The organism is Pseudoxanthomonas sacheonensis, assembly GCF_031455975.1.
Lineage (GTDB): Bacteria > Pseudomonadota > Gammaproteobacteria > Xanthomonadales > Xanthomonadaceae > Pseudoxanthomonas_A > Pseudoxanthomonas_A sacheonensis_A.
Genome location: NZ_JAVDTT010000001.1, coordinates 1098669 through 1111096 on the forward strand (window position 1 = coordinate 1098669; position 12428 = coordinate 1111096).

The window sequence follows — 12428 nt, forward strand, 5'->3', positions numbered from 1 at the left end:
ATGACATATATACAAATAGATATCGATTAGCTGTGATTTGTTATTTTTCTAGCATGAATATGCCCGGTAGCATCGCAGCCGTAAAGTGTCGCCTGATCGGCCAAAAGGCTGGCCCAGGTCAATTCACCGTCCAGCCTAAGGAATGCCACTTGCATGGGTTCTCCCAAAAAGCCGCAGCTGCGCAGCCAGTCCTGGTTCGGGCGCGAAGGCAAGCAAGGTTTCTATTACCGCAGCTGGCTCAAGAGCGCGGGCAACCCGCATGACATGTTCGATGGCCGTCCGGTCATCGGCATCTGCAACACCTGGTCGGAACTGACCCCGTGCAATGGCCATTTCCGTGAGCTGGCCGAATTCGTAAAACGCGGCGTGTATGAAGCCGGCGGCTTTCCGCTGGAGTTCCCGGTGATGTCGCTGGGCGAAACCCAGATCCTGCCTACCGCCATGCTGTTCCGTAATCTGGTCAGCATGGACGTGGAAGAATCGATCCGCGCCAACCCACTCGACGGCGTAGTGCTGCTGATGGGTTGCGACAAGACCACGCCTTCCTTGCTGATGGGCGCGGCCAGCGTCGATCTGCCCACCATCGGTTTGTCCGGTGGTCCCTCGCTGTCGGGCAACTGGCGCGGCAAGCAGATCGGCTCCGGCACCGGCGTGATCCACATGTCGGAGATGGTCCGCGCCGGCACGCTGACGCAGGAGGAATTCATCGAGGCGGAGGCCTGCATGCAACGCTCCAAAGGCAGTTGCATGACCATGGGCACGGCTTCGACCATGGCCAGCATGGTCGAGGTGCTGGGCATGTCGTTGCCCGACAACGCCGCCATTCCCGCCGTGGACTCGCGCCGCTCGCGTCTTGCCCAACTCACCGGCCGCCGCATCGTGGAAATGGTGCGAGAAGATCTGCGCATGTCCAAGGTGCTGACCCGCAACGCCTTCGAGAACGCGATCAAGACCAATGCTGCGATCGGTGGATCGACCAATGCGGTGATCCACTTGCTCGCCCTGGCCGGTCGCATCGGCGTACCGCTCAAGCTCGACGACTGGGACGAACTCGGTTCCAAGCTGCCATGCCTGCTTAACCTCAAGCCGTCGGGCCAGTTCCTGATGGAGGATTTCTTCTATGCCGGCGGTCTGCCCGCGCTGCTGCGCGAGATAACCGACCACCTGCACCTGGATTGTCTGACCGTCAACGGCCAGACCCTGGGCGAGAACATCGCCGATGCCCCGTGCTGGAACAACGACGTGATCCGCTCCCTGGCCGATCCGATCCGGCTGGAGGCCGGCATCGCCGTACTGCACGGGAATCTGTCTCCCGACGGGGCGGTGATCAAACCGTCCGCCGCATCGCCGGCGCTGCTGCGCCATCGTGGTCCAGCAGTGGTGTTCGAGAACATCGAGGACTTCAAGGCGCGTATCGACGACGAGGCGCTGGAGATCGACGAAAACAGCATCATGGTGCTGAAGAATTGCGGCCCGCGCGGTTATCCGGGCATGGCCGAGGTCGGCAACATGCCGCTGCCGCCCAAGCTGCTGCGCAAAGGCATCACCGACATGGTGCGCATTTCCGATGCGCGCATGAGCGGCACCGCCTACGGCACCGTGGTGTTGCACACCTCGCCCGAAGCCGCCGCCGGCGGTACTCTGGCCTTGGTCCGCGACGGCGACATCATCGAACTCGACGTGCCGGGGCGCCGCCTGCACCTGGAAGTGTCGGACGAAGAGCTCGCCGCGCGCCGCGCGCAGTGGACGCCACCGCCCGCGCCGACCCGCGGCTGGGCCAAGCTCTATGTCGACCACGTGCAACAGGCGCACCTGGGCGCGGACCTGGACATCCTGGTCGGCGGCAGCGGCGCCGACGTGCCGCGCGATTCGCACTGATGAAGAAGACGATTAACGCCACCCGTCGCGATGCCTTCAAGATGTTATTGGCGGGCGCCGTATCGGTGCCCTTCGCCCGAGGGGCGGAACGTACCGGCGGCGGAACGGAAAGTAAGCCGCTCGCGCATTGGGGAGTCGGCGTCGAGAACCAGCGCAAGGCCGATCTGGGCAACGGTACCTACCTGAATCCGATCGTCGCCGGCGACCATCCGGACCCCACCGTCATGAAGGACGGTGACGACTATTACATGACGTTCTCGTCCTTTTACTCGTATCCGGGGCTGGTGATCTGGCATTCCACGGATCTGGTGAACTGGACACCGCTCACGGCGGCCCTCTCCCAATCGCTAGGCGTGGTTTGGGCGGTCGATCTGTGCAAGCACGGCGATCGCTACTTCATCTACATTCCGGCCGACCCGGAGGAAAAGGGCTGGTCGATCTACGCGATCTGGGCCGACGACATCCGCGGACCGTGGAGCGATCCCATCGATCTGAAGATCCACGGCTGCATCGATCCCGGCCATGTCGTGGGAGAGGACGGCAAGCGCTATCTGTTCGTCAACGGCATCCGCAAGATCCGTTTGACCGATGACGGTCTGGCGACCGATGGCGCGCTGGAACCGGCCTACAGCCCTTGGCGGTATCCCGACGATTGGATCGTCGAGAATTTCGCGCCGGAAGGCCCGAAACTCCTGCGGCACGGGGAATGGTTCTATCTGGTCACCGCAGTGGGCGGCACTGCCGGCCCTCCGACCGGACACATGGTGATCGCGGCGCGCTCCAGATCGATCCACGGCCCCTGGGAACACTGCCCGCACAATCCGTTGGTCCGCACCAAGTCCGTCGATGAACCGTGGTGGTCCCGCGGACATGCGTCGCTGGTGGAAGGACCCGCGGGCGACTGGTGGATGATCTATCACGGCTACGAGAACGGCTTCCGCACGCTGGGACGACAAACGCTACTCGAGCCCATCGAATGGACCGACGACGGCTGGTTCCGAGCGCTGGGCGGCGATCTTTCCCGGCCCTTGCCGAAACCGAAGGGAGGCAAACGCGGTGCGTCGGGTTCCGCACTGTCGGATGATTTCCGCGCCGACCGGTTCGGAGTGCAGTGGGGTTTCCATGATCCCGCGCCTGATGAGAGGCAGCGGGTTCGTTACGAGTCCAAGGGTTTGCGCATCGCGGCCAAGGGTCGCTCGCCGGTGGACAGTCCACCGCTTACCTGCATCGTCGGCGACCGCGCGTATGCCGTTGAGGCGACGATCGAAGTCGACCAGGGCGCCGAGGGCGGGCTGCTGCTATTCTACAGCCACAAGGCATTCGTCGGAGTCGGCTTTACGCCCACCGAGATGAGGACCTACCAATTCGCGGAAGAACAGTCGTGGATGCGGCAGCCGATGCCCACGCGAAGCGTGCGTATCAGGCTGACCAACGATCACCACATCGTGACCTTCCACTACTCGCACGATGGAGGCAAGACCTGGATCCTGCATGGCCACCGCATGGAGGTTTCCGGAATCCACCACAACGTCTTCGGAGGTTTTCTCAGCCTCAAGGTGGGCATTTACAGCGCGAACCAGGGAAGCATCCTGTTGCGCGATTTTTCGTATCGCGCGTTGGTCTGAATCCCACCGGGAACGCGCTTAGTGCCGGTGCCTCGGTCCAGTTCGAACAGACCCGTCGATCCTTCAGGCATCGCGCTCCACTCTGTATTCGATGCGGTTGAGGTAGGTTGTTCCCGGCCGCAGGATGGCGTCGGGAAACCCGGAGCGATTGGGCGCATCCGGATACGCCGTCGGCTCTAGGCAAATGCCCCGGCCCAATTGCGGATACGCCGCATCAAGCTGATGCCCATCGTAGACCTGCAACCCCGGCTGGTTGCTACTCAGGGTCAGACGGATGCGACTGTGCGGCGAGAACAGCACGACGCCGGCGCGGCGATCGGACATCACCAGGTAATGGTCGTAACCGCCAGCGAGGTCGAGCTGCGGGTGGTAGCCGGCATCCTCCAGGACACGGCCCTGGCGAAAATCGAAAGGCGTTCCCTGCACAGGTGCGATCTCGCCTGTCGGCAGCAGCGCACCGTCTGCAACCGGAAGATAGCCATCGGCCAGCACCTGCAGCCACTGCGCCGATGCGGGTATGGCGGCGTCGCCGGCCAAATTGAAATAGGCGTGGTTGGTCAGGTTCATTGGCGTGGCCGCGTCGGTGCTGGCTTGCAGTGTCAGGATCAGGCGCTCGTCGTCGATGCAGAACTCCGCACGTACCTCGACGTTGCCTGGATACCCTTCTTCTCCGTCCGGCGAGTGATATCCCAGGCAGAGTCGATCTTCGCTCTCTGAAAGGACGCGCCAGTGCCGACGCCCGAAGCCGAGCGTGCCACCGTGCAGGTGGTTGGGAGTCTCATTGGCACTGAGCTCATAGCGCGTACCATCCAAGGTGAACGCGGAACCGGCGATGCGGTTGGCGTAACGTCCGGCAACGATGCCGAGATAGGCGTTGTCGCGCAGATAAGCGTCCACGTCGTCGAAACTCAGAATCAGCTCGGTGCGCTCGGCAGTCGCATCGGCATAGCTAAGGCTGCGCAGGATCGCGCCATAATCCAGGATCTGCGCACGCAAGCGGCCGGTGCCAATGTCGAAGGCATTGATCGGCGTGCCATCGGCGGTTGCTCCCACTACCTGTCGTGCCATCGCCGCTCCTGATGTCTGTCCGCTGGCTGGATCAGCCTTTGCAGGCAGCGAGCGTAGCGGCAGACGCGACTCGCGACCATGCCAATACTGACATCGGCAATCGCGTTGTTGGAATGGCCATCGGCTGCCACCCTGATACATCGTGGCGCTTGAACGTTCGGCAGTTTGGTTGACGCCGGCATCACCTGCTTCGAAGCGCTTCCAAGTCATTCGAGGCGCATCCGCGAACCACAACCCAGGTCCCGCTCAGGCCATCCCCTCAAACAGCCCCGGCATTCCGCGGCGAACGGTACATAAGCGCTTGCGATATCTCATCGGCCGCTTCGCGCAACGATTGCAAAGCTTCTTGCGCGTTGATCTGCTGCGGACGGCGCTCGATGAAGGGGACCGTAAGCGTGTAAGTGGCGTGCTCCTGTTGCAGGATCGGCGCGGTGAGATCGATGACGCCCACCACCGCCTCGCTGGGATGCATCGCATAGCCCTGCTTGCGCACTTCTTGCGCGGCTCTCAGGAAATCGGCGCGGTCGTAAGGCACTTCGCTTTCGTCGATCAATTTCAGCCAGCGCGCCTGTTCGTCTTCCTGCTGGAATGCGAACAACACCAGGCCCGAGGTCGAGTGCGCCAGCGGCCGTCGATGGCCGGGACGCACCACCAGGCCGAGGTCGCTAGGCACATCGATCTGGGCGATCACCACGATCTGATCGTCGGAGGGCGCGACCAGGTGGCAGGGTTGGCGGATCTTGTCGGCCAGATGCCGCATCACCGGCAGCGCCACTTCGGTGACGTTCTGCACCTGCGGCTGCTGCATGCCGAGCATGAACAAGCGATTGGTGAGCATATAGCCCCCATCGCCGGCCAGCTTGGTCAGATAGCCGCGCTCCTCAAGCACCTGCAGCATGCGGAAGATTTCGCCACGCGAACGCCCCACACCTTCCGAGATTTCTCCCATGGATCGGGGGCCGGCGTTCTGAGCCAGCAGCTCTAGGATGTCCAAGCCCTTGTCCAGGGCAGGTGCTCGATACTTCGGGGTCTTGGCGATCATGCTGAACAGGATAAGGGAACAAGGCGAGTACCGGCACGGCAGCCGGGGACTGAGTCTTGTAGCTCTGTGGTCAACAGCACATCCATAACAGCTCATTCATATATGAATATTACTTTTATATTTGCATAAAACCGTTAGCCGCAGTAGGCTCCGAAAGACGCTAGCGCAGCAAGCCTTGGGAGGGGTAAGCGGCATGCACTTCGAAGACGCCACCACAGTTGCGCCCACGCCCAATTCCTTGGTCCGTACCGCCATTCTGCCGCTGGTGCTGATTGTCAGCCTGTTCTTCCTATGGGGAATGGCCAACAACCTCAACGACATCCTGATCAAGCAGTTCAAGAAAGCCTTCGAGCTTTCCGATTTCCAGGCCGGCCTGGTGCAGAGCGCGTTCTATCTCGGCTACTTCGTGTTCGCCATTCCCGCCGGCATGTTCATGCGGCGCTACAGCTACAAGGCAGCCATCATTCTCGGGCTGCTGCTGTACGCCACCGGCGCGTTCCTGTTCTATCCGGCGGCGCAAGCGCATACCTACAACCTCTTCCTGCTGGCGCTGTTCGTGATCGCCAGCGGCCTGGCGTTCCTGGAAACCACGGCCAATCCGCTGGTCACCGTGCTGGGTCCGGCCGAAGGCGCTGCACGGCGTTTGAACCTGGCACAGGCGTTCAACCCCTTGGGCTCGATCACCGGCATTCTGATCGGACAGCACTTCATCTTCTCGGGCGTCGAGCATACGGCCACCGATCTGGCGGCGATGAGTCCTGCAGCGCGCCAGGCTTTCTACGCGGCCGAATCTTCGGCCGTGCAGACGCCTTACCTGGTCATCGGCGGCATCGTGGTGCTGTGGGCGTTGCTGATCGCCCTGACCCGCTTCCCCGCAACCTCAAGCGCGGCCGAACCCGCCGGTCAGGGTCACGGAATTTTCGGCCGCCTTTTACGCAAGCGGCGCTTCGTGCTGGCCATCGTGGCCCAATTCTTTTACGTAGGCGCGCAGGTCGGCATCTGGAGTTTCCTGATTCGATACATCCAGGACGGTTTGCCAGGGACGCCAGAAAAATCGGCCGCGGTGTACCTCACCGTTTCCCTGGTGCTGTTCATGGTCGGGCGGTTCGTAGGCACGGCGCTACTGCGCTATCTGCCCCCTGCCCGCCTGCTGGGAATATTCGCGCTGATCAATCTGGCGCTGTGTTCGATCGCGGTGGCGACGCCGCATTCGATTGGCGTCTATGCGCTGGTGGCCAGCAGTCTTTTCATGTCGGTCATGTTCCCGACCATATTCGCGCTGGGCCTGGAAGGATTGGGCGACGACGAGCGCAAGCTGGGGTCCTCGCTCATCGTCATGTCGATTATCGGCGGAGCCATCTTGACTGCGTTGATGGGCGCGGTTTCGGACCAGGCGGGCATACATTGGGCGATGGCGGTACCAGCCCTGTGCTTTGCGGTGATCTTGTGGTTCGCGTTCACCGCCTCCGCCACCCAAGCCGCGCCCGTGGCTGGGAGAGCATGAGCGATGCCGCGGCTCTACTACGCCCTGGACTTGCACGACGATCCGGCGCTGATCGCCGAATACGAGCGCTGGCATAGCCCCGAGGCGATCTGGCCCGAGATCGTCGAATCCATCGCTGCCGCAGGCGTGCGCGATATGGAGATCTACCGCGTCGACGACCGGCTGGTGTTGACCATGGACGTGGACGAAGACTATTCCGCCGAAGCGAAAGCGGCTGCAGATAACGCGAACCCGCGCGTGCAGGCGTGGGAAGCGTTGATGTCCACCTTCCAGAAGCCGCTGCCCGGTTCCGCGCCGGGCGGCGAGAAATGGCGACCGATGGTTCGTATTTTTTCGCTAGCCCAATCGCGCAACGCCGACGATGGCAGCACCGCCCCGCCCTCCGGATCCTAGCGGCAATGCCGGTCCGAGCACTTCGGTCCGTTGGCGATCAAAGCACCAGCAACTCGCGGCCGGCCTTGCTCAGGTCCGTGCAGCCGGTCAAAGACATGGCGACTTCCAGTTCGGCTTTGAACGTCGCCAGCATTTCGTTCACGCCCAGCCCGCCGCTCGCGCCCAGCGCGTAAGCCCAGGCCTTGCCGACCAGGCAGCCTTGCGCGCCTGTAGCCAGCACACGCAGGACATCCAGGCCCGAACGGATGCCGCCGTCCATCAGCACCGGCACGCGTCCTCCCACCTCATCCAGAATCCTCGGCAAAGCCGCTATGCCTGACGGCACACCGTCCAGCTGACGGCCGCCGTGGTTGGACACCACGATGCCGTCGGCGCCTGCAGCCAGCGCTTCACGCGCATCGGCGGGATCCAGCAGGCCTTTGACCACGATCGGGCCGTTCCAATGGCTGCGCACCCAATCGAGGTCTTTCCAGGTGACGGTAGGATCGAAGTTGGCCTTGATCCAACCTGCGAATGCGCCCACCCCACCCTCGCCGATCACCTCCGGCGGAATATTGCCGAAACGATGCGGCCCTCCATGCAACTGCACGTCCCACAGCCAGCGCGGGTGGGTCGCGCCTTGCCAGGCGCGCATGCAGGTGCCCTTCATGCCGGTAGGTCCGGACATGCCGGAGCGCAAGTCGCGGTAACGCGCACCGGCGACCGGCAGATCCACGGTCAGCAACAACACCGGACTGCCGGCCGCCTTGGCGCGTTCGATCAGGCTCCGGCAGAAGCCGCGGTCGCGCAGCATATAGAGCTGGAACCAAATCGGGCCACCGCTGCCTTCGACCACCTCTTCCAAGCCGCAGATGCTCAGCGTGGAAAGACAGAACGGCACGCCGGCCGCACGCGCCGCGCGCGCCGCCTGCACTTCGCCGCGCCGCGCGTACATGCCGGCGAAGCCGACCGGCGCCAGCGCCAGCGGCATGCCCATGGCCTGCCCGAACAAACTCGTCTCCATCGACAGCGTGGAGATGTCGGTCATCACCCGCTGACGCAGGGCGATCGCTTTCAGGTCGTCGATATTGCGTCGCAGGGTGATCTCGTCGTACGAGCCACCGTCGATGTAGTCGAACAACAGCCGCGGCAGGCGGCGTCGCGCGGCTTCGCGCAGATCGGAAACGGGTCTGGCCATGTTCACACTCGCTTGCGGGACATCAAGCCCCAGCGTCGATAAATTGGAGATCCGATCACCCGCTCATTCCAGCTCAAGGGAGACGACTTCGTCATAGACCCCTTGTGGTTTCGCGACCCCCAACAGTTCGATGCCGCCGTCTACCTTGCCGAAGCGGACACGGCTGCCATCGCGCAGCAAGGTTGCGTCTTTTATTCCCTGCTTGATCGGAACGAACAAGCGATCGTCCGTCCAGTCAAGAACGTGAACGTACACCGTATTTCCCTTCTGCGTAGTCACTCCCCAGTTGCGAGGAGAAACCGGGCCGCCTCGCGTGCCGTAAATGCTGGCGCCATAGGTCTTCAGCCACCGACCTATCTCGGCATAGGTGGCGACATTTTCTGGCTGCAGCTGCCCGTTCGGCATGGGACCGGTATTCAACAGGAAATTGGCGTTTCGTCCTGCGGCGCCCACCAGGGTTCGGACCAGGGTTTCCACGCTTTTGTATTGATCGTCGGTAAGGCTGAAACCCCAGGTGCCATTCATGGTTTCCGACATTTCAAGCGGCAGTGAGCCGATTTGCCCCCTGTTGAACCCCATCGAGTTCTCGCCGGGAAGATCGCGCTCGAAAGTCTGGTAGTCCTCGCCCGGGAAGGGCGGTTGGTGATGGTTGTTGACGATCAGAGCCTGGGGCTGAAGCGAATGGATAAGCGCATAAGTACGTTCGAGGCGCCAGCGATTCTGCATCGGGGTGTGCTCCTGGTCCCACCAGCCATCGAACCATATCCCTCCGATCGTGCCGTACTGAGTCAGCAGTTCGCGCAGTTGCGCATCCTGGTAGTCGAGATATTTGTCCCAATCTCCCGTCTCCGGCCGACCCGAAAATTGTCCGGTACGGCCGCGGGGATAATAGTCGGCGCTATGCCAATCCAGCTGTGAATAATAGAAAAACAGCTTGATGCCCTGTCGTCGGCAGGCGGCCGCCAGTTCCGCGATGGGGTCTCGCGCGAAGGGCGTCGACTTGACCACGTTATACGGCGAAACCTTGCTATCGAACATGGCGAAGCCGTCATGATGCTTCGCCGTTATGACGATGTAGTGCGCTCCGGCCGCCTTGAACATTGCGACCCATTCATCGGCATTGAACTGCGTTGGGTTGAAGAACGTCGCCAGGCGCTCGTACTTGCTGGCGGGGATACGCGAGTCGTACATGATCCACTCGGACAACCCTTTGCTTCCAACGCCCCCGAGTTCGCTATAGAGCCCCCAATGCAGGAAGATGCCGAATTTCGCGTCCTGGAACCAGCGCCGCGCCGCGAGGTTCGACTCCGTCGGCCGATATGCCGGCACATGCGGCTGGGTTTGCGCATGCGCCAGAGAGGCAAGCATGAGGAAGGCCACAGCCGATGCTTTCCGAAACAGATTTCGCATGATCACTTCACCTGAAGTTTCCGCATTAGGAAAACGAACCGGACAATCCGGCAAGCGCGATGCCCATCGCTGCGACTATGCCATGACCTTCTCTGCGCCGGAGGTGTTGACCGCCGTCGTAGGGCTCCATACCGGGCCGCTCGGATAGAGATGCTGCTGCACCGACTGCGCATGCATTTCCGCGGAGAATCCTGGCTGCTCCGGCGCAAGGTAACGCCCATGATGGATGCGTACCGGATCGACGAAGTGTTCGTGCAGGTGATCGACGAATTCGATGGCGCGATCCTCCTTGCTGCCGCTGATGGCGATGAAATCCGCCATGGCCAGATGCTGGACCAGTTCGCATAGGCCCACGCCGCCGGCATGCGGAAACACGCGCACGCCGAACTTGGCGGCGAGCAGCAGGATGGCCAGGTTCTCATTGACCCCGCCCACGCGTGCCGCGTCTATCTGGATCAGATCCACCGCCTGCGCCTGCAGCAACTGCTTGAAGACGATGCGGTTCTGGGTGTGCTCGCCGGTGGAAACCGGCACCGGCGCTATGCCGCGGCGGATGGCGGCATGCGCCAGGATGTCGTCCGGACTGGTCGGCTCTTCGATCCAGGCGATGTCGAACGGCGCCAGCTTTTTCATCCAGGCGATGGCCGGGTCCACATCCCAACGCTGATTGGCGTCCACCGCCATGGCGATATCCGGGCCGATCGCTTCGCGCGCCAGACGGCAACGGCGGATATCGTCCTCGACGCTGAGTCCGACCTTGAGCTTGATGGTGCGGAAGCCGTCCTCCACCGCCTCCCTGGCCAGCCGCATCAGCTTCTCGTCCGAATAACCGAGCCAGCCCGGCGAAGTGGTATAGGCGGGATAGCCGTCCTGCAGCAACGACGCCATCCGTTGCGCCTTGCCCGGTTCGGCGGCGCGCAACAGATCTAGCGCCTGCTCCGGTGTGAGCGCATCGGAGAGATAGCGGAAGTCGATGATGCGCACCAATTCTTCGGGCGTCATGTCGGCGATGAAACGCCACAAAGGCTTGCGCGCGCGACGCGCGGCCATGTCCCAGGCGGCGTTGATGACGCCGCCGATGGCCATGTGCATCACGCCCTTCTCCGGTCCCAACCAGCGCAATTGCGAATCGTCGGTCAAGGTACGGGCGAACGAACCCAGATCATCCAGCACCGCATCCATGTCCCGCCCCAGCACCAGATGCGATAGAGCGGAGATCGCCGCGGTCTGCACGTCATTGCCGCGCCCGATGGTGAAGACCAGCCCATAGCCGGCCAGTCCATCGGGATCGTCGGTGCGCAAGATGAGATAGGCGGCCGAATAATCGGGGTCCGGGTTCATCGCATCGGAACCGTCCAGTTCGCGCGAGGTGGGAAAGCGGACATCGTAAGTATCTATTGCGGTGAATTTACTCATACCCTTTCCTCAAGCTTATTCAATGCTTTTCCATACCGCTGTCGGCGGCCGAATCAATGCTTTCCATAAGCGACGGTCTGTTGTCGCTGCTGGCCCAGACCTTCGATACCCAGTTCCATGACGTCGCCCGGCTTGAGGTACACCGGCGGCTTCTGGCCCAGACCCACACCCGGCGGCGTACCCGTACTGATCACATCGCCTGGCATGAGGGTCATGTAGCGGCTGATGTAGCTCACCAGCTTTGCGACCGTGAACACCATGGTCCGGGTATTGCCGTTCTGGTAACGATGGCCGTTCACTTCCAGCCACAACGCCAGGTTCTGCGGATCCGGAATTTCGTCGCGTGTGACCAGCCAGGGCCCGATCGGGCCGAAGGTGTCGCAGCTCTTGCCCTTGACCCATTGCCCGCCATGCTCGAGTTGGAACTCGCGCTCGGACAGATCGTTGATGACCGCGTAACCGGCCACATGCTGCAACGCGGTTTCGATGGGCACATCATGGGCCCTGTCGCCGATCACCACGCCCAGCTCCACTTCCCAATCGGTCTTGTGCGAATCGCGCGGAATCACCACCGCATCCTCGGGTCCGATGATCGCGCTGGTCGCTTTCATGAACAGTACCGGCTGATCGGGCACGGCCATCCCCGATTCGGCGGCATGGTCGGCGTAGTTCAGGCCTACGCAGATGAACTTGCCGATCCGTCCCACCGCTGCGCCCAGCCGTACGTTTTCGGCGACCAAGGGCAAGGATGCGATGTCCAGAGCACGGAGCGCGTCCAATCCGGCGGCACTGAGATGCTCGCCGGCGATATCGTCGACGATATGGCTGAGGTCGCGGATGCGCCCCTCGCCATCCAACAATCCCGGGCGTTCGCTTCCGCTCGGTCCGTAACGCAGTAATTTCATTGCAGTATCT

Annotated in this window: 10 protein-coding genes; 4 read left to right on the plus strand and 6 right to left on the minus strand. The window is 62.2% G+C overall.

Annotated elements, in window-relative coordinates; genetic code table 11:
- Positions 1–153: 153 nt before the first annotated feature.
- Together J2W94_RS04995 and J2W94_RS05000 are read left to right on the plus strand one after the other, a co-directional pair.
- Entirely contained in the window at positions 154–1878 is a 1725-nt protein-coding gene (locus J2W94_RS04995) for an IlvD/Edd family dehydratase (RefSeq protein ID WP_310090724.1), read from the plus strand.
- A complete protein-coding gene (locus J2W94_RS05000) occupies positions 1878–3503 on the plus strand; it encodes a family 43 glycosylhydrolase (RefSeq protein WP_310090726.1) in 1626 nt (541 codons plus the stop codon). Before J2W94_RS04995 ends, J2W94_RS05000 begins: the two co-directional genes overlap by 1 nt.
- Before the next feature lie 63 nt (positions 3504–3566).
- Here the strand turns inward: J2W94_RS05000 and J2W94_RS05005 are convergent, their stop codons facing one another.
- Both J2W94_RS05005 and J2W94_RS05010 read right to left on the minus strand, forming a co-directional pair.
- Positions 3567–4571, minus strand: a complete 1005-nt coding sequence (locus J2W94_RS05005) for an aldose epimerase family protein (RefSeq protein WP_310090729.1) — start codon at positions 4569–4571, stop codon at positions 3567–3569.
- Between the two features lie 259 nt (positions 4572–4830).
- Positions 4831–5613, minus strand: a complete 783-nt coding sequence (locus J2W94_RS05010) for an IclR family transcriptional regulator (protein WP_310090731.1) — start codon at positions 5611–5613, stop codon at positions 4831–4833.
- Between the two features lie 193 nt (positions 5614–5806).
- Here J2W94_RS05010 and fucP point away from each other — a divergent pair, with 193 nt between their 5' ends.
- Both fucP and J2W94_RS05020 read left to right on the plus strand, forming a co-directional pair.
- Entirely contained in the window at positions 5807–7117 is a 1311-nt protein-coding gene (gene fucP / locus J2W94_RS05015; RefSeq protein WP_310090733.1) for an L-fucose:H+ symporter permease, read from the plus strand.
- Positions 7118–7120: 3 nt separating this feature from the next.
- Positions 7121–7510 (plus strand): L-rhamnose mutarotase, encoded by a 390-nt coding sequence (locus J2W94_RS05020; RefSeq protein ID WP_310090736.1) that lies wholly within the window; start codon positions 7121–7123, stop codon positions 7508–7510.
- 37 nt (positions 7511–7547) lie between these two features.
- On the opposite strand, the gene J2W94_RS05025 is transcribed toward J2W94_RS05020, so the two are convergent.
- The 4 genes from J2W94_RS05025 to J2W94_RS05040 form a co-directional block, all read right to left on the minus strand.
- Positions 7548–8687 carry an L-lactate dehydrogenase gene (locus J2W94_RS05025; protein ID WP_310090738.1) on the minus strand — a complete coding sequence of 380 codons (1140 nt, stop codon included), beginning with the start codon at positions 8685–8687 and terminating at the stop codon, positions 7548–7550.
- A gap of 63 nt (positions 8688–8750) precedes the next feature.
- Entirely contained in the window at positions 8751–10097 is a 1347-nt protein-coding gene (locus J2W94_RS05030) for an alpha-L-fucosidase (RefSeq protein WP_310090740.1), read from the minus strand.
- Between the two features lie 75 nt (positions 10098–10172).
- Positions 10173–11513: an L-fuconate dehydratase gene (locus J2W94_RS05035; protein ID WP_310090742.1), complete on the minus strand. Its 1341-nt coding sequence runs from the start codon at positions 11511–11513 to the stop codon at positions 10173–10175.
- Between the two features lie 53 nt (positions 11514–11566).
- Positions 11567–12418 carry a fumarylacetoacetate hydrolase family protein gene (locus tag J2W94_RS05040; RefSeq protein ID WP_310090744.1) on the minus strand — a complete coding sequence of 284 codons (852 nt, stop codon included), beginning with the start codon at positions 12416–12418 and terminating at the stop codon, positions 11567–11569.
- Positions 12419–12428 lie beyond the last annotated feature (10 nt).

Bases quoted from the DNA above. Each gene is read 5' to 3' on its own strand.
- J2W94_RS04995 (WP_310090724.1), top strand. From the start codon at position 154: ATGGGTTCTCCCAAAAAGCCGCAGCTGCGCAGCCAGTCCTGGTTCGGG.
- J2W94_RS05000 (WP_310090726.1), top strand. From the start codon at position 1,878: ATGAAGAAGACGATTAACGCCACCCGTCGCGATGCCTTCAAGATGTTA.
- J2W94_RS05005 (WP_310090729.1), bottom strand. From the start codon at position 4,571: ATGGCACGACAGGTAGTGGGAGCAACCGCCGATGGCACGCCGATCAAT.
- J2W94_RS05010 (WP_310090731.1), bottom strand. From the start codon at position 5,613: ATGATCGCCAAGACCCCGAAGTATCGAGCACCTGCCCTGGACAAGGGC.
- fucP (WP_310090733.1), top strand. From the start codon at position 5,807: ATGCACTTCGAAGACGCCACCACAGTTGCGCCCACGCCCAATTCCTTG.
- J2W94_RS05020 (WP_310090736.1), top strand. From the start codon at position 7,121: ATGCCGCGGCTCTACTACGCCCTGGACTTGCACGACGATCCGGCGCTG.
- J2W94_RS05025 (WP_310090738.1), bottom strand. From the start codon at position 8,687: ATGGCCAGACCCGTTTCCGATCTGCGCGAAGCCGCGCGACGCCGCCTG.
- J2W94_RS05030 (WP_310090740.1), bottom strand. From the start codon at position 10,097: ATGCGAAATCTGTTTCGGAAAGCATCGGCTGTGGCCTTCCTCATGCTT.
- J2W94_RS05035 (WP_310090742.1), bottom strand. From the start codon at position 11,513: ATGAGTAAATTCACCGCAATAGATACTTACGATGTCCGCTTTCCCACC.
- J2W94_RS05040 (WP_310090744.1), bottom strand. From the start codon at position 12,418: ATGAAATTACTGCGTTACGGACCGAGCGGAAGCGAACGCCCGGGATTG.